This window comes from Nocardia sp. NPDC060249 (genome assembly GCF_042728755.1).
In the GTDB taxonomy this organism is placed as follows: Bacteria; Actinomycetota; Actinomycetes; order Mycobacteriales; family Mycobacteriaceae; genus Nocardia.
The window spans coordinates 269,726-291,582 of sequence record NZ_JBHXAQ010000003.1 but is presented as its reverse complement, the minus strand read 5'-3'; the positions used below and the strand labels follow the sequence as shown (position 1 = coordinate 291,582).

The 21,857-nt window shown below is 68.5% G+C and carries 23 protein-coding genes; 13 read left to right on the top strand and 10 right to left on the bottom strand.

Translation table 11 applies throughout. The features are described 5' to 3' along the window. Positions 1 to 33 precede the first annotated feature (33 nt). Together ACFWFP_RS15090 and ACFWFP_RS15085 are read left to right on the top strand one after the other, a co-directional pair. Positions 34 to 1,545 carry a carboxyl transferase domain-containing protein gene (locus ACFWFP_RS15090; RefSeq protein ID WP_379295375.1) on the top strand — a complete coding sequence of 504 codons (1,512 nt, stop codon included), beginning with the start codon at positions 34 to 36 and terminating at the stop codon, positions 1,543 to 1,545. Between the two features lie 101 nt (positions 1,546 to 1,646). Continuing rightward, positions 1,647 to 2,501 (top strand): aldo/keto reductase, encoded by an 855-nt coding sequence (locus tag ACFWFP_RS15085; protein WP_379295373.1) that lies wholly within the window; start codon positions 1,647 to 1,649, stop codon positions 2,499 to 2,501. Here ACFWFP_RS15085 and ACFWFP_RS15080 read toward each other — a convergent pair. Next, on the bottom strand, positions 2,482 to 3,627 hold the full coding sequence (locus ACFWFP_RS15080) for an NAD(P)-binding domain-containing protein (RefSeq protein WP_379295371.1): 1,146 nt from the start codon (positions 3,625 to 3,627) through the stop codon (positions 2,482 to 2,484). The genes ACFWFP_RS15085 and ACFWFP_RS15080 overlap by 20 nt on opposite strands. A gap of 91 nt (positions 3,628 to 3,718) precedes the next feature. On the opposite strand from ACFWFP_RS15080, the gene ACFWFP_RS15075 reads away from it, so the two are divergent. The 5 genes from ACFWFP_RS15075 (at position 3,719) to ACFWFP_RS15055 (ending at position 8,430) form a co-directional block, all read left to right on the top strand. Next, entirely contained in the window at positions 3,719 to 4,447 is a 729-nt protein-coding gene (locus ACFWFP_RS15075; RefSeq protein WP_378656479.1) for an enoyl-CoA hydratase, read from the top strand. Then, positions 4,447 to 5,580 carry an MBL fold metallo-hydrolase gene (locus ACFWFP_RS15070; RefSeq protein ID WP_379295369.1) on the top strand — a complete coding sequence of 378 codons (1,134 nt, stop codon included), beginning with the start codon at positions 4,447 to 4,449 and terminating at the stop codon, positions 5,578 to 5,580. Before ACFWFP_RS15075 ends, ACFWFP_RS15070 begins: the two co-directional genes overlap by 1 nt. A 27-nt stretch (positions 5,581 to 5,607) precedes the next feature. After that, on the top strand, positions 5,608 to 5,853 hold the full coding sequence (locus ACFWFP_RS15065) for an antitoxin (protein ID WP_301904870.1): 246 nt from the start codon (positions 5,608 to 5,610) through the stop codon (positions 5,851 to 5,853). A 48-nt stretch (positions 5,854 to 5,901) separates the two neighbouring features. After that, entirely contained in the window at positions 5,902 to 8,181 is a 2,280-nt protein-coding gene (locus ACFWFP_RS15060; protein WP_379295367.1) for an ATP-dependent DNA ligase, read from the top strand. A 75-nt stretch (positions 8,182 to 8,256) separates the two neighbouring features. Further along, positions 8,257 to 8,430 (top strand): antitoxin, encoded by a 174-nt coding sequence (locus ACFWFP_RS15055; protein WP_379295365.1) that lies wholly within the window; start codon positions 8,257 to 8,259, stop codon positions 8,428 to 8,430. 144 nt (positions 8,431 to 8,574) lie between these two features. Here ACFWFP_RS15055 and ACFWFP_RS15050 read toward each other — a convergent pair whose 3' ends face one another. The 5 genes from ACFWFP_RS15050 to ACFWFP_RS15030 all read right to left on the bottom strand — a co-directional run bounded on the left by ACFWFP_RS15050 (position 8,575) and on the right by ACFWFP_RS15030 (position 13,950). Further along, a complete protein-coding gene (locus ACFWFP_RS15050; protein WP_379295363.1) occupies positions 8,575 to 9,216 on the bottom strand; it encodes a cysteine hydrolase family protein in 642 nt (213 codons plus the stop codon). 51 nt (positions 9,217 to 9,267) lie between these two features. Next, positions 9,268 to 9,909: an ammonium transporter gene (locus ACFWFP_RS15045; protein ID WP_379295361.1), complete on the bottom strand. Its 642-nt coding sequence runs from the start codon at positions 9,907 to 9,909 to the stop codon at positions 9,268 to 9,270. 172 nt (positions 9,910 to 10,081) lie between these two features. Continuing rightward, a complete protein-coding gene (locus tag ACFWFP_RS15040; protein ID WP_379295359.1) occupies positions 10,082 to 10,822 on the bottom strand; it encodes an energy-coupling factor transporter transmembrane component T family protein in 741 nt (246 codons plus the stop codon). Continuing rightward, positions 10,819 to 12,948 carry an ABC transporter ATP-binding protein gene (locus tag ACFWFP_RS15035; protein WP_379295357.1) on the bottom strand — a complete coding sequence of 710 codons (2,130 nt, stop codon included), beginning with the start codon at positions 12,946 to 12,948 and terminating at the stop codon, positions 10,819 to 10,821. Before ACFWFP_RS15035 ends, ACFWFP_RS15040 begins: the two co-directional genes overlap by 4 nt. A gap of 81 nt (positions 12,949 to 13,029) precedes the next feature. Next, entirely contained in the window at positions 13,030 to 13,950 is a 921-nt protein-coding gene (locus ACFWFP_RS15030; RefSeq protein ID WP_379295355.1) for a DMT family transporter, read from the bottom strand. Between the two features lie 84 nt (positions 13,951 to 14,034). Between ACFWFP_RS15030 and ACFWFP_RS15025 the strand changes: the two genes are divergently transcribed. Next, complete coding sequence (locus ACFWFP_RS15025) at positions 14,035 to 14,919, top strand: LysR family transcriptional regulator (RefSeq protein WP_379295353.1); 885 nt, start codon at positions 14,035 to 14,037, stop codon at positions 14,917 to 14,919. A gap of 8 nt (positions 14,920 to 14,927) precedes the next feature. Here ACFWFP_RS15025 and ACFWFP_RS15020 read toward each other — a convergent pair whose 3' ends face one another. After that, positions 14,928 to 15,707, bottom strand: a complete 780-nt coding sequence (locus ACFWFP_RS15020) for a phosphodiesterase (protein ID WP_379295351.1) — start codon at positions 15,705 to 15,707, stop codon at positions 14,928 to 14,930. Between the two features lie 263 nt (positions 15,708 to 15,970). Between ACFWFP_RS15020 and ACFWFP_RS15015 the strand changes: the two genes are divergently transcribed. Beyond that, positions 15,971 to 16,519, top strand: coding sequence for a DUF4333 domain-containing protein (locus tag ACFWFP_RS15015; protein ID WP_379295349.1), 549 nt, complete (start codon positions 15,971 to 15,973; stop codon positions 16,517 to 16,519). A 23-nt stretch (positions 16,520 to 16,542) separates the two neighbouring features. Here the strand turns inward: ACFWFP_RS15015 and ACFWFP_RS15010 are convergent, their stop codons facing one another. Beyond that, on the bottom strand, positions 16,543 to 17,310 hold the full coding sequence (locus ACFWFP_RS15010) for an RluA family pseudouridine synthase (RefSeq protein ID WP_379295347.1): 768 nt from the start codon (positions 17,308 to 17,310) through the stop codon (positions 16,543 to 16,545). An 82-nt stretch (positions 17,311 to 17,392) separates the two neighbouring features. Further along, complete coding sequence (locus tag ACFWFP_RS15005; protein ID WP_379295345.1) at positions 17,393 to 18,379, bottom strand: adenylate/guanylate cyclase domain-containing protein; 987 nt, start codon at positions 18,377 to 18,379, stop codon at positions 17,393 to 17,395. 251 nt (positions 18,380 to 18,630) lie between these two features. Between ACFWFP_RS15005 and ACFWFP_RS15000 the strand changes: the two genes are divergently transcribed. After that, positions 18,631 to 19,512 carry an NAD(P)-dependent oxidoreductase gene (locus ACFWFP_RS15000; RefSeq protein ID WP_379295343.1) on the top strand — a complete coding sequence of 294 codons (882 nt, stop codon included), beginning with the start codon at positions 18,631 to 18,633 and terminating at the stop codon, positions 19,510 to 19,512. Here the strand turns inward: ACFWFP_RS15000 and ACFWFP_RS14995 are convergent. Continuing rightward, entirely contained in the window at positions 19,494 to 19,958 is a 465-nt protein-coding gene (locus ACFWFP_RS14995; RefSeq protein ID WP_379295341.1) for a hypothetical protein, read from the bottom strand. The two genes, ACFWFP_RS15000 and ACFWFP_RS14995, sit on opposite strands and share 19 nt — an antisense overlap. Before the next feature lie 129 nt (positions 19,959 to 20,087). Here ACFWFP_RS14995 and ACFWFP_RS14990 point away from each other — a divergent pair, with 129 nt between their 5' ends. The 3 genes from ACFWFP_RS14990 (at position 20,088) to ACFWFP_RS14980 (ending at position 21,798) form a co-directional block, all read left to right on the top strand. Beyond that, a complete protein-coding gene (locus ACFWFP_RS14990) occupies positions 20,088 to 20,912 on the top strand; it encodes a helix-turn-helix transcriptional regulator (RefSeq protein ID WP_379295339.1) in 825 nt (274 codons plus the stop codon). 54 nt (positions 20,913 to 20,966) lie between these two features. Continuing rightward, positions 20,967 to 21,404 carry a DUF6194 family protein gene (locus ACFWFP_RS14985; RefSeq protein ID WP_379295337.1) on the top strand — a complete coding sequence of 146 codons (438 nt, stop codon included), beginning with the start codon at positions 20,967 to 20,969 and terminating at the stop codon, positions 21,402 to 21,404. A 121-nt stretch (positions 21,405 to 21,525) separates the two neighbouring features. Continuing rightward, positions 21,526 to 21,798 (top strand): hypothetical protein, encoded by a 273-nt coding sequence (locus ACFWFP_RS14980; RefSeq protein ID WP_379295335.1) that lies wholly within the window; start codon positions 21,526 to 21,528, stop codon positions 21,796 to 21,798. The last annotated feature ends 59 nt before the right edge of the window (positions 21,799 to 21,857 follow it).

Below are 21,857 nucleotides of genomic sequence, written 5' to 3'. Positions count from 1 at the left end.
CCGAACCGGTCCGGCTAGGCTCGGAGTGTGCGGATGTCGGCGGATGACTTGCTCGGCCAGTTGCTCGACGCGGGCTCTTTCGTGAGCTGGGACAGGGCGCCGCTCGAGCCCGCCGTGTCGCCGCGTTATCGCCAGGACCTCATCGCGGCGGCCGCTCGGGCGGGCACCGATGAGGCGGTGCTGACGGGGGAGGGGTTGTTGCGCGGGCGGCGAGTCGCCGTGATCGCCTGCGAGTTCGCGTTTCTGGCCGGTTCGATCGGGGTGGGCGCGGCCGAACGGATCGTGCGCGCCGTCGAGCGCGCCACCGAACTCGGGCTGCCCCTGATCGCCTCGCCGACCTCCGGTGGCACCCGGATGCAGGAGGGCACAGTCGCTTTCGTGCAGATGGTGAAGATCGCCGGTGCGGTGGCGGTGCACAAGTCGGCGGGGCATCCGTATCTGGTGTATCTGCGCGATCCGACAATGGGTGGGGTGTTCGCGTCATGGGGGTCGCTGGGGCACATCACCTTTGCCGCGCCCGGCGCGCTCATCGGCTTTCTGGGACCACGGGTGTACGAAGCCTTGTACGGCAAGCCGTTTCCGCCCGGCGTGCAGACCGCGGAGAACCTCTATCGCAACGGCGTGATCGACGGTGTGGTGACGGTGGAGGTCTTCCGGCGTATCGCGCACCGGGCGATGAGCGTCGCCACGGGCGCTGTCGTCGCGGTGACGGGCGAACCGGGTTGGGCTGCGCCGGTGCGTAGTCCGGCGACCCCCGCGAATCCGACTGCCAGCGCCTGGGATTCGGTCCTCAGTTCGCGGCGGCCCGGCCGGCCCGGCATTCGGGACCTGCTTCGCCATACGACACAACGGGTTCCGCTCAGTGGTACCGGTCGCGGTGAGTCCGATCGCACCGTCTTGCTCGCCCTCGCCCGGTTCGCCGGGCAACCGTGCGTCGTCTTCGGACACGACCGATCCGGGCAGGAAGGCGAGCACACCATGGGCCCGGCCGCCCTGCGCGAGGCGCGGCGCGCGATGGTCCTCGCCCGGGAATTGCGGCTGCCGCTGGTGCTGGTCATCGACACCGTCGGCGCCGCCCTGTCCAAGGAGGCCGAGGAACGCGGGCTCGCCCCCGAAATCGCCCGCTGCCTGGCCGATCTCGTCACTCTCGACACCCCGACCGTCTCCGTGCTGCTGGGTCAGGGCACCGGCGGTGGCGCGCTCGCGCTGTTGCCCGCCGACCGGGTGCTCGCCGCCAGGCACGGCTGGCTGGCCCCGCTGCCGCCGGAAGGGGCGAGCGCCATCGTCTTCCGTGATGCCGCGCACGCACCGGAAATGGCTGCCGCACAAGGCATCAGATCGGCCGATCTGCTCGACGACGGTGTGGTGGACCGGATCGTCGAGGAGTACCCCGATGCCGCCGACGAACCGGTTGCCTTCGCCCGCCGTACGGTCCTGGCGATCGCCGCCGAATTGGCGGCGCTGCGCACCTACGAGCCCGCCGAACTACGCACGCTCAGGCAGGTCCGATACCGGCGAATCGGACTGGCCGGAGCTGGGGCCTGAATCGCGGGCAATCCCCTGACCAGCGCCCCGCTTCTCGGTACGGGGAAACACGCGACGCGCCGTCGTTGACGCCACACCCAACCACTTCTACCTTCGAGAGGGTGACCTTCCGCAGCGAGAGCAGCCCTGTCCCCACCATCGTGCTCAATGACGGGAACGTGATCCCACAGCTCGGCTTCGGTGTGTTCCAGGTGCCCGCGGAAGACGTCACCGGAGTGGTGGCCGAGGCGCTGAAGGTCGGCTACCGCAGTATCGACACGGCCGCGGTCTACGGAAACGAGGAAGGCGTAGGCCGCGCCCTCCGTGAATCGGGGATTCCCCGCGACGAACTCTTCGTCACCACCAAGTTGTGGAACGCCGACCAGGGCTACGACAGCACCTTGCGCGCCTTCGATACCAGCATGCAGCGCCTCGGTCTGGACTACCTCGACCTGTATCTGATCCACTGGCCGGTTCCGTCGGCAGGCCGTTACGTCGACACGTTCCGCGCGTTCCAGGCGCTGAAGTCGCAGGGCCGGATCGGCTCGATCGGCGTCTCCAACTTCCGGGTGATCGATCTGGAGACCCTGATCGCCGACGCCGGCGAGATCCCGACGGTGAACCAGATCGAATTGCACCCCACGCTGTCCCAGCGCGACCTGCGTCAATACGGTGCCAATCACGCGATCGCCACCGAGGCGTGGAGCCCGCTGGGGCAGGGCACGCTGCTCGGCAACCCGACCATCGTCGACATCGCGAAGCAGCTCGACCGCACCCCCGCGCAGGTCATCATCCGGTGGCACCTGCAGCTCGGCAACATCGTCATACCGAAGTCGGTCACGCCGTCGCGGATCGCCGAGAACTTCGACGTGTTCACCTTCGAGCTCGACGCCGAGGCGATGGAGTCGATCAGCCGCCTCGACTCGGGCAAGAGGGTCGGCGCCGATCCGGCGACGTTCAGCGCCGGTCTGGTCTGAGCCCGAGGAAGTCGGTCAGCTCGCGGGCCGCTGCCCGGCCCGCCCGGTTGGCGCCGATCGTGCTGGCCGAGGGGCCGTAGCCGATGAGGTGGACGCGCGGGTCGAGGGCCACCTGCGTCGCCAACCGCCCGGTCATGGTGATCCCGCCGCCGGGCCCGCGCAGCCGCAAGGGCGCCAAATGGTCCAGTGAGCTGCGGAAACCGGTTGCCCACAGGATCACGTCGGCGGCCTGGAAACCGCCGTCGGCCCAGCGTACGCCGGTGGGTTCGATCCGCTCGAACATCGGCAGCCGTCGCAGCACACCCCGCTCGCGGGCGGCTCGCAATCGGTTGTCGAGCGGCAGTCCCGTCACCGAGACGACCGACCCCGGCGGCAGGCCCGCCCGGACGCGGTCCTCGACCAGTGCCACCGCGTCGCGCCCGTCCTGCTCGGCGAACGGCGTTTCCCGCCAGCGCGGCTCCGACCTGGTGACCCATGTGGTGGACGTCACGAGCGAGATTTCGTCGAGTAACTGCACCGCCGAGATGCCCCCGCCGACGATGACGACATGCTTGCCCGCGAACTCGTCGGCCGTGCGGTAATCGCGCGTGTGCAACTGGCGGCCCGCGAAGGTGCCCGCGCCGGGATATCGGGGGATGAACGGGTGCTCCCAGGTGCCGGTGCCGTTGATCAGACCCCGCGTGCGAAGAGTGCCCGCGCCCTCGGTTTCGACCTGTAATACCTCGCCTCGGCCCGCGCAGCTCTGCCCGTCGGCGGTCCGATCGCAGACCACTTTCACCGTCACCTGACGTTGAACCCGCAGGTCGAAGCGCTTTTCGTAGAGCTCGTAGTAGTGCGGCACCGCGCTGGCGGCTCGCGCCGACTCCGATCCCGCCGGCAGCGTCTCGGCGAAGGACATCCCCGGCAGGTCGTGCACCCGGTTCACGGTCGTCAGGGTGAGCGAGGGCCACCGGAACTGCCAGGCACCACCGGGGCCCGGAGCGTGGTCGACGATGCGGAAATCGCGTTCGGGCACCAGCCCGAGCTTGCGCAGGTGATAACCGGCGGAGAGCCCTGCCTGGCCCGCGCCGATCACCACGATGTCGAAATCGGTGTCTGGGGAGACCTCTCCTGCGTGGTGCCACACAACCGTCGATGCTATCGCCTTGCCGGGCGTTGTCGGCGGGCTGTGGCAGAGTGTGAACATCCACGAAATCCGCTGATTCTGGGGAGGATGCATGCTCGGCGTGACCCGCGATGGTGATGTGATCACCATCGAACTGCAGCGCGAGGAACGGCGCAACGCGCTCAACGAGGACCTGGTCGGGCAGCTGCGCGCCGCGATGCTCGACGCCGTGGCACAGGGTGCGCGCGCCATCGTGCTCACCGGCCGCGGGCCGATCTTCAGCGCGGGCGCCGATCTGTCGGGGGTGTACTCCGAGTCGTTTCTGAGCGGGCTGCTCGACATGCTGCACACCATCGAATCCGTGCCGGTTCCGGTGATCTCGGCGATCAACGGTGGTGCGCTCGGTGCGGGCGTGCAGCTGGCGCTGGCCTCGGACCTGCGGGTGATCGAACCCGACGCCTACATCGCGGTGCCCGCGGCCAAGCTCGGCATCTCGGTCGACCGCTGGACGGTGTCGCGGCTGGCGGCCCTGATCGGTGGCGGCCCGGCCCGGACGATCCTGCTCGGCGCCGAATCCGTCTCCGCCGCAGACGCCTACGCCTACGGCTTCGCCAACAAGCTCGGCACCCTCGCCGACGCCAAGGACTGGGCCAAGTCCATCGCCGCGCTGGCGCCGCTGTCGCTGCAAGCCATGAAACTGATGCTCAACGACGACGGCACCGGCGATCCGGCGAGCGCGCAGCAGCAGGCCGCGCTGGCCGCCGCGTGGAGCAGCGACGACGCGAAAGAGGGCCGCCTGGCCCGGCAGGAGAAGCGCCCGGCGAAGTTCGTGGGGCGCTGATGCGGATCACACGTCTGGCAGGTTCGGTGGCGAGCACCTTCGGTCTCGCCTGGATGGCGCGCGCGGTGTGGGGCCTGCCCACCTCGATCGGTGCGGGCCCGTCGGCGATCGCGCCGACCGCCCTCGGCAAGTCCTCCTATCGCGACGGCCGTTTCCACAACACCGAGCCGAGTTCGATGCTCGCCGCCGGCGCCGCGCCGTCGCTGCTCTGGTCGGGACTCACCAAGGGACGCGTCGGCCGCCCGGCCAACCCCGTCCCGCTGGTCACCCCCGCGGTTCCCGAGCAGGCCGCCGAACTCGCGGTGACCTGGTACGGGCACGCGAGCGCCCTGGTGGAACTCGATGGCTACCGGGTGCTGGCCGACCCGGTGTGGAGCGAACGGGTCTCCCCGTCCCCGGTGGTCGGCCCGGCCCGCCTGCACCCCGTCCCCGGCGAACTGGCGCAGGTGCCGCAAGTCGACGCCGTGATCATCTCCCACGATCACTACGACCACCTCGACAAGGCCACCGTCGACGAACTCGTCCGCACCCAGCTCGCGCCGTTCGTCGTACCCACCGGCATCGGCGCGCACCTGCGGCAGTGGGGTGTGCCCGAATACCGGATCATCGAGCTCGACTGGGGCGGCTCGGTCTCGCTCGGTCACGACGCCGACGACCGGGGGCTCACCATCACCTGCGCCGAGGCCAGGCACTTCTCCGGGCGCGGGCTCGTCCGCAACACCACGCTGTGGGCGTCGTGGGCACTGTCCGGCCCGACCAAGCGGGTCTATTTCGGCGGCGACACCGGCTACACCAAGGCGTTCGCCCAGGCGGGGGCGGTGCTCGGCCCCTTCGATCTCACGCTGCTGCCCATCGGCGCCTACGACGAGCGCTGGACCGATGTGCACATGAATCCCGAAGAGGCGGTGCGTGCCCACGCCGACCTGTGCCTCGGCGACGCAGGCTACGGGCTGCTGGTCCCGATCCACTGGGCAACGTTCAACCTGGCCTTCCACGGCTGGTCCGAACCCGTCCGGCGCCTGGTGTCGGCAGCCGCCGATGCGGGTACTCCGGTGGTAGTGCCCAAGCCGGGCCAGAGGGTGGTTCCGAATGACCTCCCACCACGGGATTCGTGGTGGGAAGATGTGGAGTGACCCTCCTCTCGAAAGGAACATCGGCAGATGAGTCTCGTGGACACCTTGAAGGGCTTGCTCGGTAAGGGCAAGGTTGCGGTCGAACAGAACGCCGACAAGATCAATGAGGCGGTCGACAAGGCCGGCACCTTCATCGATGACAAAACCAAGGGCAAGTACAGCGACAAGATCGAGAAGGGCAAGGACGCGGCCAAGAAGGTCGTGCCCCCGCAGGCAGGCCCCGGCACTGCCCCCGGCGGCCCCGCTCCGACAGATCCGGGACCCAAGGCCTGATTCGGTGCGCGGGGACCACTAGACGGTCCCCGCCGTCCGATCGCGTCGATGGTCCGCCGGGAATTTCGGGGCGCGCCGGGTGAACCGGACATCGAGGTTGAGCTCAGCAACCTCGACAAGGTGCTGTACCCGGCGACCGGCACGACGAAAGGCGAGGTGATCGCCTACTACTCGGCGATCACCGAGGCGGCCCTGCCCCATCTCGTCGGCCGTCCGGTCACCAGGAAGCGCTGGCCGAACGGAGTCGACCATGCCGATTTCTTCGAGAAGAACCTGCCCGAGCACGCGCCCGCGTGGATCCACCGGTCCGCGATCGAGCATTCCAGCCGCCGGGTGGTGTACCCGCTGATCGATTCCGAGGCCGGGATGGCCTGGCTCGCGCAGCAGGCGGCGCTGGAAATCCATGTGCCGCAATGGCGTTTCGACGCGGACGAGCGCGGGCCCGCCACCAGGATCGTGTTCGATCTCGACCCCGGCCCCGGCGCGGGTCTGGCGGACTGCGCGCGGGTGGCGATCGCCGTGCGCGACATGGTCGCCGACATCGGCATGCGGGCATTCCCGGTGACCAGTGGTAGCAAGGGGATTCACGTCTACGTGCCACTGGATCGGCCGGTGAGTTCGCGTGGCGCGTCCACCGTCGCCAAGCAGGTGGCCACCAATCTCGAAGCGCTGCACCCGGATCTGGTGACGGCCACCATGGCGAAGGTGGCCCGCAAGGGCAAGGTGTTCCTGGACTGGAGCCAGAACAACGCCGCCAAGACCACCATCGCCCCCTACTCGCTGCGCGGTCGCGCCGAACCCAACGCCGCCGCCCCCCGCACCTGGGCCGAGATCGAAGACCCGGACACCCTGCGCCAGTTACGTTTCGACGAGGTGCTCGCCCGCTGGAAGGCCGACGGCGACCTACTGGCCGAACTCGATCCGCCGCTTCCCGCCGACTCCGGCCGGTCGACTGCCCGCCGCGATTCCCTCACCAAGTACCGCAGCATGCGCGACTCACAGCGGACCCCCGAGCCCGTCCCCGAAGCGACACCGGAGCCCGGCCCCGGCAACCGCTTCGTCATCCAGGAACATCACGCCCGCCGTCTGCACTGGGACGTGCGGCTCGAACACGACGGCGTCCTCGCCTCCTGGGCGGTGCCCAAAGGCCCGCCGACCGATTCGAAACACAACCGACTGGCCGTGCGCACCGAGGATCACCCCCTCGAGTACCTGGACTTCCACGGCACCATTCCGAAGGGCGAATACGGTGCGGGGGAGATGACGATCTGGGATTCGGGGACCTATGTCACCGAGAAATGGCGAACCGACGAGGTGATCGTCGAATTCGACGGCAAGCGGGTGTCCGGCCGCTACGCCTTGATCCAGACCAAGGGCGATCAGTGGCTGATGCATTACATGCGCGACCAGACTCGTCCAGAACCCGTGGTGGACAGCAGTTTCCCCCGCGGACTGTCGCCCATGCTGGCCACCGCGGGCGACGTCGAATCGCTGCCCCCCGCCGACTGGGCCTTCGAAACCAAGTGGGACGGCTTCCGGGTGATCGTCGAGATCCACGACGGCACCGTCACCGTCCGAAGTCGTGCGGGCAACACGGTGACCGCCCGGTATCCGCGCCTGGCCGCCCTCGGCGAGGAACTGGCCGGGCATCAGGTGGTCCTGGACGGCGAAGCGGTGGTTCTCGACGACGCCGGCCTCTCGGATATCTCGGCGCTGCAAGCGGATTCGGCCCGCGCGGTCTTCATCGCCTTCGACGTGCTCTACCTCGACGGCACCTCGCTGCTGCGCAAGAAGTACACCGACCGCCGGGCGGTGCTCGCGGCGCTGGGCCGATTGGCGCCGTCGATGAATGTCAGTGCGCTGCTGGAGGGTTCGGGCGCCGAGGCGATGAAGGCCAGTCGAGAGCAGGGGCAGGAAGGGGTGGTGGCCAAGCGGCGGGAATCGGTGTATCAGCCGGGCAAACGCAGCCAGACCTGGCTCAAGCAGCGCAACTGGCGCTCGCGCGAAGTGGTCGTCGGCGGGTGGCGGCGCAGCGACAAACGGCCGTTCAAGTCGCTGCTGCTCGGCATGCCGCACGACGACGGCCTCATCTACGTCGGCCGGGTGGGCACCGGATTCGGGGACGAACAGTCGCGCCGGATCGCCGCCGCGCTCGACGGACTGCGGCGCGAGACTTCCCCGTTCACCAACGAGCTGACCGCCGACGAACGCCACGACGCGCAATGGGTTACCCCCGAGCTCACCGGCACCGTCCGCTTCCAGGCGTGGACCGACACCGGACGGCTCTGGCATCCCGTCTGGGACGGTGTGACGAGCTCCCCACGATGACGCCCACCCGCGAAAGCTGCGATGTTGCTACGGTTGTCGCGTTGTACCCGGTGTCGAATCAACGAGGAGTGCGCGGTGGATTTCAAGAACCTGGCGGGCAAGGCGATGGACCTGGCCGCCCAGCATGCGGACAAGGTCGACAGTGTCATCGACAAGGCCGGTGACGTGGTCGACGAGAAGACCGGCGGCAAGTTCAGCGGCCAGGTCGACTCCGCCCAGGACGCCGCCAAGAACGCCATCCGCGACTGAATTATTGGCGGCGGGCGCCGCGGGGGTTTTCGGCCCCGATTGCCTCGAATCCGAGGGGCGATACTGCGCCTCCGGCGTTCCGTCTCGCCCCTCGGATCCGAGGCGGCCGAAAACCCACTGCTGCTGAAAGTTCGCCGGTTGGTCTCAGTTCCCGGTCATCAGGCCGGAGATCGTGTCGACATCGGTGACCAGCGCATTGCCCTGGAACGCGAAGTCGTCGTAGGCGCGCGCCATCGCTTCCTTGTCGCGACCGCCGCAGGCGTCACCGATCACCACGGGCACGAAACCCAGATCGGTGGAGTGGGTGACGGTGGGCGCGATCCCGATCTCGAGTGCGACACCGGCGATGGCGTAGGAGCCGATCCGCAGATCGCGCAGCAGAGTAGCGAGGGGTGTGCCCTCGAAGGCCGACATCGACATCTTGTCGAAGACCAACTCGTCGTCACGCGGCACCAGTTCGGGTACCAGCTCGAACGAGGGCGTATCGCGTTGCAGAATGAAGGCCACGTCGTCGACGGATTCGGCGTTCTGCCAGCTCATCAGTAGCCGCATCCCGTACACGCCGGTCAGTCGCCGCGGCGGGAAGAAGTGCCGGAGGAAGATCACCGGATAGCCGCCGCGCCGGGCGGCTTCGACCACCCGCACGACGCGCTCGGTGATCTCCTGGCCGTCGGGCAGCTGGCCGAGAACCCCGACCTGCATGTCGTAGACGATCAGCGCCATCCGGTCGGGCGCGCACAGATCGCCGAGGTCATCGGGAATGTCGAGTCCGTTTCCTTGTCGCACCGACGCCAGTGTAGGCGTCGGTGCGACAGTGGAATCGAACTGTGGCGCAGACTATTTGGTCTGCTGTGCCCACTGCGTGGTGCCTGCGGGCGCCTGGAGGGTGTTGATCAGATCCATGCCCGCGACGACCAGGGCCGGTCCACCGACAACGAGGGTGCCGATGATGCCGCCGACGGAGGCGCCGGTGACGAAGCCGGGAATCGCGCCGACGCCGGGGATGAGAACACCGCCCACGATCAGACCGATCACCGCGCCGATGCCCATGCCGACAAAGCTGCCGACGGCGGTGGCCAGGCCGAAGGTCGACGCGAAATTGGCCTGTGCCGCATAGTTTTCGGCGGGCGAGGCGACCGGCGTGAGGTTGGGCTTCGCCGCGGCGACGTCCTTCACCGCGGTCAGCTCGAGGACGTGGCCTTCGTCGCGCACCGCGTGCGGCAGCGGGTACTCGAACTTGCCGTCGCGGACGGAGAGCGGCATCGACACCAGGGTGGCGCCCGCTTCGTCGCGGATGTCGACCCTGCCGCCGGTGACGGCGAAGGTGCCGTGCGTGAGGGTGGTGACGAGAGTGTTGCCGACGACCTCGGTGCGGTACTCGACATTCGGCGTCACCGGGTCGGCTCCGGCAACTCCGATTCCCACCAGCGCGGCGGCGAGCGCCGGAACAGCAGCCGCGGCGATTGTGCGGATGATCATGTGAACATTTCCCCTCTGGACTTCATCAGGAGTGAGTGCCCGAACAAGCGCCGTGGCGAGGACTTCCCCCGAGAAAGTTTCGTGACCGGCGCGTGAAGCTGCCTAGCTCGATTTCCGTGACGAACCATAGCGTGCGCCAGGGTTTCGGGGCAGTGAATTCGGGGTATTGCTTTCAGCTGAGAATGTTGCTCAGCACCACGGCGCCCGCGCAGACCGCGACGACCGCTCCGAGGGCGATGACGTCGCGCCGGTGCGGCGCGCTCGGATGCGCTGTCAGCATGCCGGTGCCGCCTCGCGCGGTGATCGCCTCGCCCAGTTCGCCCGCGCGCCGCGACGATACCGCCATGCACGCGGTGAGGATGTCGATGAGCGGGTTGTCGGCGGCGCGGTGCATCAGGTTGTCCTTGGGGCGCAGTTTGCGTGCGGCGCGCAGCACCCTGATCTCGTCGAACAGCAGCGGCAATCCGCGCAGGGTGAGCGCCACGACCACGGCCCATTCGTCGACCGGCAGTCGCAACTTACGCAGCGGCGCACCGAGTTTCGCGAGAGCGGGGGCGATCTCGCCCATCGGCGTGGTGAACGCGATCAGGAACGAGGCGGCCACCAGGACCATTCCGAAGACGAAGATCTGCGTGTAGCCGAGCACGGCCTTCATCCCGATCGGCGCGTTGATCAGGCCGCCGAGCACGACGAGTCCCCAGAACCACCACGGCAGCCGGGGGATCGCGCCGACCGGCAGCCGCGCGAGCACCCAGATCAGTACCAGGAAAGCCGTGATCACGCCGAGCACCGGCCAGGACGGCAGGAACATCAGCAGCAGGCTGATCAGGAACGCGGCGATCATCTTCGTGCCTGCCCACAGGCGGTGCACGACACTGTCGACCGGTACTTCACGCAGCAGCACTGTGCTCATGGGGTCGTGCCTTTCGGTGCGCTGGTGTGTGCCGTCGCGCCCTCGTCGCCGCGACGGCCGAGGGGCAAGCCGGCCACGAAGGACGGCTTGTCGAGTGCGCGTTCGGTTCTCGGGATCGCGTGGCCGTCGGCCGCGACCACCACGCCGTCGTCGAGGTGCACCGTGCGGTCGCAGACCATCGCCATCTCGGCGACATCGTGGGAGATGATGATCAACGTCAGCCCCGAATCCCGCAGCCGGGCGAGCAGTTCCACGATCTCGGCGCGACCCTGCGGATCCAGGCCCGCCAGCGGTTCGTCGAGCACGACCACCTGCGGCCGGCTCGCCACCATCGCGGCGAGGACCACCCGCTTGGCCTGTCCGCCACTGAGTTCTTCCACCGAACGGGCGGCGAGGCGGCGGTCGAGCCCGACCGCGTCGAGCGCTTGCCCGACCGCGCCGGATCCGGTGGCTCGCCCACCCCAATCGGCGATCTCCGCGCCGACCGTCTGCTTCTGTAGTTGCAGCCGGGAATGCTGGAAGGCCAGCGCCACCCCGCCGACCTGCTTGTCGACCGCGGTACCGCGCAGTTCGCAGCGTCCCGAGCTCGGCGCGATCAGGCCCGCGATGATCCAGGCGAGCGTCGATTTGCCCGATCCGTTGCCGCCGACGATCAGCAGCGCCTCGCCCTTGTGGACCGACAGGTCCACCCCGTGCAGAGCCGGCGCTTCCCACGGCGTGCCGCGGTTGTAGGTGTGTCGCACGTCGGCGAGTTCGAGGACAGGGGCGCCCATCGGCCTGCGGCGCTGATCGCGGGCCGGGTGGGGCCAGCTCGCGAGGTGATCGACCATGCGGCCGCCCGCGAGGTGGATCACCCGGTCGGCGGCGGTCGCGTCGGCTTCGTGGTGGGTCACCAGGACCACGGCGGTGCCGTGCCTGCGCGGGAGTTCGGCCAGCAGGGCGACGAGCTCGCGACGGCCGTCGGGGTCGATCATCGAGGTGGCTTCGTCGGCGATGAGCAGCGCCGGGCGCCGGGCGAGCGCGGCCGCCACGGCGAGGCGCTGTTGCTGGCCGCCGGAGAGGGTGGCGGTTTCGCGGGCGCCCATGTCGGCGAGGCCGACCTCGGCGAGGAGCGCGTCGACGTCGACCTCGGCGGCCGAGTCCGCCGACAGCCCCCACACCACATCGTCGGCGACCGAGACGCCGAGAGTCTGGCTCTCGGGTCGCTGCAGGACCAGGGCTGTCCCGCCGAGCGCGCCCAAGCCTGCCGAACCCGGACGGTCCACCGCACCCGTTGTCGGCGGCCTGCCCGCCAGTACCCGGGTCAGGGTCGACTTCCCGGATCCGTTGTGGCCGACGACGGCGACGAACTCGCCCGGACGAATGGTGAGGTCGATGTCGGCCAGCGCGTCGGCATCGGTGCCCTCGTACCGATAGCCGACCCCGTGCAGGGCTACCGGCAGCGGTCCGACCGGCCGATCGTCGAGCGGCGCGTCGAGTCGATCGCTGCCCGGCAGCCACGCGAGCCGGTCGAGGACGGCCCCGAGCACGAACCAGGAGATCACCGTGCTGACCAGCACGCCGAGCGCCACCGTGCTGCCGACATAGATCCACCACCAGCGCAGCACCACCTCGACCGTCTCGGCGGCCATCCGGCCGAGCGGCTCCAGCGCGGGCAACCGGCCCGCCAGATTCTCGATGCCCTTCGCGGTATTGCGGATCGCGTCGAAGAACAGGTCTCTGGTTCGGGAGAAGAGCAGCAGACTGCCGACGGAGAACAGACCCCAGCCCACCCCGGCGACGATCCCGAGCGTGAACACCGCGGGGAATCCGCCACCCCGGCGCTTCACCGTCCCGATGATTCCCGCCAAGGTGGCCGCGCCCATCACGCCGAGCGCGGGCATCACCCCGGCGGCCACGAAGGTGACCAGCGTTGCCGCGACAGTGGCGGTGACCAGTGCTCGTAACCGGTACCGCTGGGCGAGCAGGCCCAACGGCACCGCTGCGACGAGCTGCAACGCGGCCGCCATGGGAACGAGTGAGCCGACGGTGATGAGGCCGACGGTGAGCCCGGCCATCACCGCACCGCTCGCCAGTTCGATCGGGCGCAGGGGACCGCTGGGCAGACCCGCGGGCTTGTCTCTCACGTGTCCAGTCTGCCAGGGGGCCGGGTGTGCGGGGGTGGGGCTGATGTGGAGGTTGTGTGGGGATGCCCGCAGGCGTGTCGGCTACCGAAGCGCCGGGGCGACGTCGTCTCGGTGCACGGAGGCGGACTGGGGGCGTCGATGGAACATGCTCGGCCGCAAGCGGGCGATCGCGACACCGGCCAGGCAGAGGGTGCCGCCCAGGAGTGCGGTGGGAGTCGGGACCTCGGTGAGGAAGATCCAGGACATGACGATGGCGAGGGCGGGCACGGCGTAGCTCGACGACGCGGTTATCCCCGCGGGGGTGTGGGCCAGGGCGTAGGCCCACAGCAGGAAGGCGAGGGCGGTCGAGACCAGGCCCAGGTATCCGACGCCGATGGCGGCGGAGAGCGGAGCTTCGGCCAGTTCGTGTGCCATCGTCGGTGCCCACGGCAGCAGTACGACGGCGCCCGCGACCGCGCCGAGGGCGGTCGCGGTCAGCGGGTCGGTGGACCGCAATACGAGCTTTTGCGCCACCACGCTGATGCCGTAGAGCAGGGCGGCCGCCACCGCGAGCAGCACGCCGACGCGGTCGCGCTGTCCCGGTCCGGTGAACGCGATGATCGCGGCGCCGGTGAAGCTGACCGCGATGCCGACGACCAGCAGCGGCGGGAAGCCTTCGTTCAGGAACAACCCGGCCAGTACCGCGACCACGATGGGCGCGATGTTCACCAGGAGCGCGGTGGTGCCCGCGTCGAGATGCTGTTCGGCGGCGTTCACCAGCACTGTGTAGAGCCCGAACCACAGGGCGCCGTAAGCCATCGTGAGCCACAGCGCCATACCGCGCGGCATCCGGCCGCCGCGCAACGCCAGCACCGGCACCAGCACCGCAGCGCCGACGAGCAGCCGCCCGGATGCCATCGCCGCGGGCGAGACGTAGGGCGCGATGCCGCGGATGATCACGAACGACGATGCCCAGGCGAGCATCACGGCGACCAGGGCGAGAGCGGGCAGGCGTGACTTCATGCCTCTACGGTGGACCCGTGGAGAGGTAAGTACAAGCGGGTATTCGCCATCTACTATTCAGTAGAACTGAATCGAGGAGTTCGCATGATCGACACGCACCGCTTGATGATCTTCCGATCCGTGGTCGCGACCGGTTCGGTGGCCGCGGCGGCCGCGACGCTCGGTTACTCGCCGTCGGCGATCTCCCAGCACCTGACCGCACTCCAGCGGGAGACCGGCTTGCAGCTGCTGGAGCGGGTCGGTCGCGGCGTGGTGCCGACCCCGGCGGGACGGGTGATCGCCGGGGAGGCGGCCAAGGTGCTCGACGAGCTGACCGCGCTCGGGTCGACGGTGTCGGACCTGCGCGCGGGCAAGGCCACCCGGATCACGATCAACTCGTTCAGCTCGGCCGGCACCAACTGGATGCCCGACGTGGTCGCCACCCTCGCCCACGAGTTCCCCGACACCAGGGTTCGCCTGCGCATCGTCGACGAACTGGCCGCGGTGTCGGGCAACCGTCCCGACATCGCCCTCACGGTGCGCTTGGGCAAACCGGCCCAGATCTCCGGCTACACCCACCGCGACCTGATGACCGAGCCCTACGTGGCCGTGGTCCCCGCCGACCACGAACTCGCGGCACGCACCACCGTCGACGTCGCCGAACTCGAGCGATACCGCTGGATCGACAACGACACCAGCCACGGACCGTGCAGGCAGGCGATGCTGAACGCCTGCGCCGCAGCGGGTTTCACGCCTCGGTTCGTGGTGGAGACCACCGACTACCCGTCCGCCCTGCGATTCGTGGCGCGCGGTGTCGGCATCACTGTCGTCCCCCGTCTCGGCGCCACGGACCTGCCGCCCGGCTCGCGCGCGCTGGAGCTCACCAACCCGACACCGCGCCGCACGATCTGCGCGCACATCAAGGACTCCGAGTCGTACAACCCGGTCGTCATCCGGACGATGGCGTTGCTGCGGGCGGCCGCGGGCTAGTCGCGCGATCAGGCGGGTGGCGGCTCGGACAGCCAGCCGCCCATCGCGACGGTGCGGAAATGTGTTGTCAGGCCGAAGTTCTCGTCGATGACGTGCAGAGCGATAGCCGGGTCGGGTGCGTAGTCCATGACGCGGTGCGGTGGCGTCACTTCCCATTCGCCGCCGAGCACGGAAGCGGTACTGGGACCGGTGATCATCGGTTTGCCCGCGAAAACCGTCGCGATGGGGGAGTGGGCGTGGCCGGTGAGAATGCCGACGATGCGTGGATCGCCCGCCACCACGGCGGCCAGCCGGCCGGGATCGGCGAGCGCGATGACATCGACCACGGGACTGAACACGTGCTTGGGCGGATGGTGCAGGGCCACCAGGATCGGTCCGTCCGGGGCCTCGGCGAGCGTGGCGCGCAGCCAGTCGAAGGTGTCCTCGCCCAGCAGGCCTGCGGGTTCACCGGGGATGCTCGAGTCGAGCATGATGACAGTGAGCGCGCCGACGCGGTGGACGCTGTTGACGGGAGTGGTCGAGGCGGGCTCGCCCAGCAGTGCGGTGCGGAAGTTCGCGCGGTCGTCGTGGTTACCGGGCAGCAGGTACACGGGGATGTCCGCTCGCAGGGCAAGGCGTGCCTGCGCGTACTGCTCCGGTGTCCCGGAATCGGTGATGTCGCCGGTCACGAGGATGACGTCGGGCCTGCGTGGCAGGTCCGCCAGGTAGCCCATCACCGCCTCCACCCGTTCGGTGTTGCGCGCGCTGAGGTCGAAGTGGGTATCGCTGAGCTGAGCCGCCAGGATCATCGGCAGTCGCTTTCTTCTCTGGGATCGCTCCGTTGCGTCAGAGTGCGCCGGTATGACTCATCGGCACCTCTCAAGGCTAGATGACCTGCGTTTATTCGTCTTCATGAGCCGTACCACGGACGAAAACCTGTTCAGTGGTCTGTGTCACCTTTCACGCCCGCGGATCCGGCTGTTCCGGCGTGCGGCGCGCGCCGATGTGCTGGCGGAAACCCGAGAGAACATTCTTGTAGGTTCGCGGCCCGATGTTGCGTAACTTTGTCTATGTGTCCAACGCTGATGCTGTGCGTCATTCCCGTAAGCGGGTTGTCCTGAGTGCCTTGTCGATTCCGTTCACCCTCGCTCTCTTCGGGTGCAACGCGTCGATCTCGATCGGCGGCCCGGATTACGAGGCGCTGGAGAAGAACATCACCACGGAGCTGGACAACGCCTACGCGTCGATGTCGCGCAAGGTGTCCTCGGTCAAATGTCCACGACTGGCCGATGATCCGAAGGCAGGCGACACCTTCGTCTGTATCGCCGACCTCGGCGGCAACGACGTGCGCGTCGATGTGACCGTCGAAGACGACGAGGGCGCGGTGAAGTTCACGACTCGCGACATCGTGTTCGACCTCGCCGCGACCGCGAGCGGACTCAGCACCGATGTCGCGAGCCAGGTGGGCTTTCCGGTGACGGTGGACTGCGGGCAAGGGCTGAAGATCGTCGAGGTCGGCAGTACCTTCACCTGTACAGCGCTCGACGAGCAGGGCGAGTCGGCGACGATCGAGGTGACCGCGCGCAACGCCGGTGACAGCGACTGGCGACTCGTGCAATAGCACCGGTGGCCGCCGGATCGCGGTCAGTCGCCGGTGAGCTGGCGCGCGGTGTCGAGTAGTCGCGCGGCGTCGTCGGGGTCGCGCGTGATCGGCTCCCAGAAGTCGGGGCCGGGAGTGGCCTCGAGGTCGAGGATCGGTGGGGTCAGCCAGTCGGCGGCGAGGCCGAGTTTCCAGGAGTGCAGGTGAGTGCGGGGCAGCGCGGCGGTGCGGTCGAACAGCGGGTCGCCCAGAATCGGGTGGCCGATCCAGGCCAGCTGCACGCGAATCTGATGGCGACGTCCGGTCACCGGCCGGAGGGCGAGCAGGGCGTGATCGCCGCGCCGGGCGACTGTGCTGAACACGGTGCGCGACGGATAGTTCTTCGCGGGCAGCAGATCCGCCTCGTCGACGAACCACCGGTCGCCCGCGCGGGTGATCGCCTCCCGTGGCGCCGCGATCCGCACCCGATTCTTGCGCCCCACACTCAACGGCAGGTCGATCTCGCCGTGATCGGGCAGGTCCGCGCCCGACACGATCGCCAGATACGCCTTGCGGGCCGTCTGATTGTTGAACTGCCTGGTCAACGGTCCGTGCGCGGCCAGATCGGTAGCCAGCAGCACCAGTCCCGAGGTCACCTTGTCGATCCGGTGCACCGGGTACAACTGCGTCCCCGCCGCCTGCGCCAACTCCACCAGGTCGGTGTCGTGGCGCTCCCCGGTCACCGAGATCCCCGACGGTTTGTTCAACGCGAGCACCGCGTCATCGGCGAACACGGTGTACTCCTCGCGCACACTGCGCCAATCCAAGTCCACTACAACACCCTAGGCAACGGTGTGCGGACTCCGCTCGACGGCTGGTCAGCGGGCCGCCGCAGCGGAATTCCGCACGTCGCGATCATGCCTGCCGCAGGCGATGGGGGCGCAGGCGGTTGAAACCGCGAACGCGGACACTGCGCAGGTGCCGGATGGCGAACGCGGGGTTGTCGTCGAGGGCCGAGGCCGCGGCGTCGTCGATGAGGATGTTGCCCGGTCGGGCGACGCCGGTGAGGCGGGCGGCGATGTTGACCACCGAGCCGTAGAGGTCGCCGAAGCGTTGCAGTACCTCTCCGTAGGCGAACGCCACGCGCAGTTCCGGCGTGCCGCCGACGAGCATGGTCGACTCCTGGATGGCCAGCGCGATGCGGGCGGCGGCGGGCGCGGTCTCGGCGGCGAACATCACCTCGTCGCCGACGTTCTTGATCACCCAGCCGCCGTTGTCGGTGATCGCCGAGGTGGTGGTCGACTCGAAAGCTTCCAGGAGTGTGGACAATTCGTCGGGATGCAAGTGCCGGGTGAGCCGGGTGAAGCCGACCATGTCGGCGAATCCCACCGCCAGCGTCCGCGTCGAACCTTCGCCCTGCGCCTCGCTCGACCTGGCGACCGCGGCTGCCAGGTGCCTGCGCCACACATACGACTGCAACTGGTCGATGCTCGCCATGGTGGATTCCGTTGCGGCACCTACTCGTTCCGCCAGCGGGATCGCGGGATCGGCCGCGGCGGCGCGCGCCTTGATCTCGGCCAGCACCAGGTCGGCCTGCCACTCCGCCAGCCGCGCCATACCCTGACCGATCGTGCGCGCGGCCGCGGCCTGCTGCCGGATATCGGACGCGGCAACAACTTTCATGCTCCGGAAGTTGGTGACCGCCGTGATGTCGATCTGGGTGAAGTCGACCTGGTCGTCCTCATTGGCCGGAAACCCCAGCGCCGTCCACAGCCGCCGTGACTCCGACTCCGGTACGCCCGACTGCTCGGCCACCTGCGTGCGCGTATAGCGGCGTTGCCCACCGAGCAGCGCTTCCTCGACACTGCGCTGCACCAATTCGGTCATCTCGGACTCCGACATACTCAGACTCTACGACTGTGCCGCACGAGTGACAGGCATCCTCGGCTCCGCATTGGCAACGTTCATAAATCCGGGGCCAGGTTCCGCTTCGGTGACACCTGGCACAGCGCCGTCACGCCTGGTAACCCGCGACCTGGTTGCTTACCTGCCGGTGCGCAAGGGATGGCGAAAGTGCGTACTTGTCCGCGTGCGGACCCGAATCGACACTCGGTGCAGGGGGTCGTCCGATGGCCTCGTGGGCAGGAGTGGAAATGATCAAGGAATCGGTGACGGTGCTCGGCACCGGAGCGATGGGCAGCGCGCTGGCCGCCGCCTTCCTCGCCGCGGGCTACCGCACCCAGGTCTGGAACCGCAGCCACGAACGCACGACACCGCTGGTGGACGCGGGCGCGACCGCGCACCTCGACATCGCCGATGCCGTCGCCGCCAGCCCGGTGATCATCTCCTGCCTCACCACCTTCGCCGCCACGCGCGAGAGTCTGCTCGGCGTCGACGCGCTGGCGGGTCGCGACCTCATCACTCTGAACAGCGGAACACCCGACCGAGCAAGGGAATTCGCGCACTTCGCGCACTGCAAGGGCGCGCGTTACCTCGGCGGCGCGATCAAGAATGTGCCTGCGGCCGTGGGCGATCCGCATACGCTGCTGTACTTCGGTGGTGACCGCGCCGTGTTCGACACGCACGCGGACACCCTGCGCGTACTCGGCGGCGATCTCGAATTCCTCGGTGCCGAACCGGATCTGGCCGCGCTCTACGAATCCGCCGTCGGTGCGACCCTGCTGCCCGCGCTACTCGGCTTCCTCGAGGGCGCGGCGGTTTTGGCCTCGCGCGGACTGCCCGCGGCGACGATGGTGCCCTATTCGGTGAAGTGGCTGCAGATGATCGAGTCGCTGCTCCCGGTGCTGGCGGGCGAGATCGACGACAGGGACTACACCCGGCTCGGCTCGTCGGTCGAGCTGTTCCACACCGCCGTCGCCGACGAGGTGCGGCTCGGCGCCGAAGCGGGCGTCGACCTGTCCTGGCACGCCCCGATGCACGAGCTGTTGGACCGTGCGGTCACCGCGGGACACGGCGCGCAGAGCATCACCGCGGTGATCGAGCTGTTGCGGACGCGTCAGCGCAGCACGCTGTAGGTGGCTGACAGGGTGAAGCCGTGCGCGCCGACCTCGCAGCTCACCGTTCCCTGGTAGCCGACGCCGCAGGTGGTGTTCTCCCGCGTGATCCGGTGACCTTCGGGGAGCACCTTCGCGGCCGGGTGGGTGAAGATCGGGCTGTCGGCATCGACGAAGTGCGCCGCTTCGAGGATCCCGACCCGGAGCTGGTCGGTGCCGGTGGGCGCGTCGATCGGGACCGCGTCACACCCGGCCGGGCCGTTGTTCCAGTAGATGGCGCAGTGCCGTCCGTCGGGGGTCGTGAAGAAGACGCTGCCCGTGTATTCGGGTTCGGGAACCTGGTACTCGACCGGGTCGACCGGCGTGTAGTCACCGAGTCCCGACTGGGCGGCGGCCGGTCCCACGGCCAGGAAACCGGCGGCCAGCGCGGCCCCGGACGCGACGGTGAGTGCGGATCGGATCAACATGGACGTCCTCCCTACGACTTGTTGTACCGGGTATTTCGCCGCCCCGACACACCTCGTTAACCGACCGAACAAATTCCTTCGCACGATGCGATGCACGCGTACCCGCCGCTACCTTCTACGCTGGCTGCCATGTCGTCACCCGCTCTCGGCGAGTTCCTTCGTACCCGGCGCGCCCGCATCCAGCCCGCCGCCGTCGGACTGAGCGAATACGGTCGCCGAAGAATGGTCGGATTGCGTCGCGAGGAAGTGGCGCAGCTGGCCGGCATGAGTGTGGACTACTACACCCGGCTGGAACGGGGGCGCGAGGAGGACTTCCCCGATTCGGTGCTCGACTCCGTTGCCCGCGCCCTGCGGCTCGACGCGGCCGAGCGCGACCATTTCTACACGCTGGTCCGTCCCGCCGACCCCGACTACACCTACGCCCCGGCCGTTCGCCCCGGTACCCGGCGGTTGCTCGACTCCATCACGACACCCGCGTTCGTGCTCGGGCGCCACATGGAGGTACTGGCCTGGAACGACATGGGCGACAAGGTCTTCGGTTTCGGCGCGGTCACCGAATCCGACCGTAATCTGGCCCGTTTCACGGTGCTGAACCCCGCGGCCGGCGTTTTCTATCCCGACTGGGAACCGGTTGCCGCCGAGACCGCCGCCTATCTCCGCCGACAGGTGGACCGCTGCCCGCGCGATCGCCGGCTGACCTCGCTCGTCGACGAACTCACCGCGGGTAACCCGGTGTTCCACCGCATCTGGTCGATCCACACCTCGGCGGGCACTGCGCACGGGGACCGGCTGATCCAGCATCCGGTGGCAGGCCGGATCGAATTCGGTTACGAGACATTGGCTTTGCCCGGCGACCAGGATCAGCTGCTGGTGGTCTACACGGTGATCCCGGAGTCGGCGGCCTGCGACGCCGTAGCCGCGTTGGGTGCGCGGGAACTGGTCGGCGTTCGCTGACGAGAAGGCTCACCTGGGTTGGAGCGGTTCGCTGTCGGATGAGACGCTCGAAGCATGACGATCGAGGAAATCACCGACTACGTGACCGGCCTCGGCGGAGTGCTGGTGCTGCGACCGACCGAGGGAAGTGAAGCTCCCGAGATCAGCTGGGGCGACACTTTCTTCTACTACGCCCCCGACGGCGTCGTTCCCGCCGGTCAGCCCTTCGCCACCATCGTGACCAAGGACTATTCCGGCGACGAGACATCCGACCTGAACCGACCCGGCAGCTTCCGCGTCAACATCGCCGTGAGCAAGACGACCTTCACCGACGCGGCCGCCCCGACCGACGCGAGCATCGCGGACACCGTGGTCGCTCACCCCCTCTACGCGGCCGCGAACTGGCTCGCGGTGGTGAATCCGGCGACTGCCACCGAAGCGACGGTCCGCGATTTGCTGCGCGAGGCCCACGACCGGGCCCGCACCCGATCCGAGCGACGCGCGGCCGAATAGCCCAAGCATCCGGCGGTCGCCATTCATTTGCTGGCGACATGTTCCGCGACGGCCCGGTCTCATGGTCACGGTTTGTTCCCGTCGGCGCGGTACCTTTCAGCTACCAACGAAAGGGGAGGCCATGTCGGTACATTCCAGGCTCGCGGGTTTGTCATCCACTGCCAGGATCGGACCCGTCGAATGGATTACCGGTGGATTGCTGTCGACAGCCGCGGCCCTGGCCATGGCCGGCCCCCTGATCGCGGCCCTGCTGATCCACCGCAGCGGCGCGGGCCGAACCGACCCCACCACCGCCCTGATCCTGCTGACCCCCGCCATCGCCCTCGCGATCACCGCCGCCCTCACCATGTTCGCCCTCGCTCGTCGCAGGAGCTCGGATAAGGGCAGTTCATAGGTCATTGCGACTACCTTTTTGTAGTCGCATGAGGTGACTACGATAACGTAGTCGAGTAT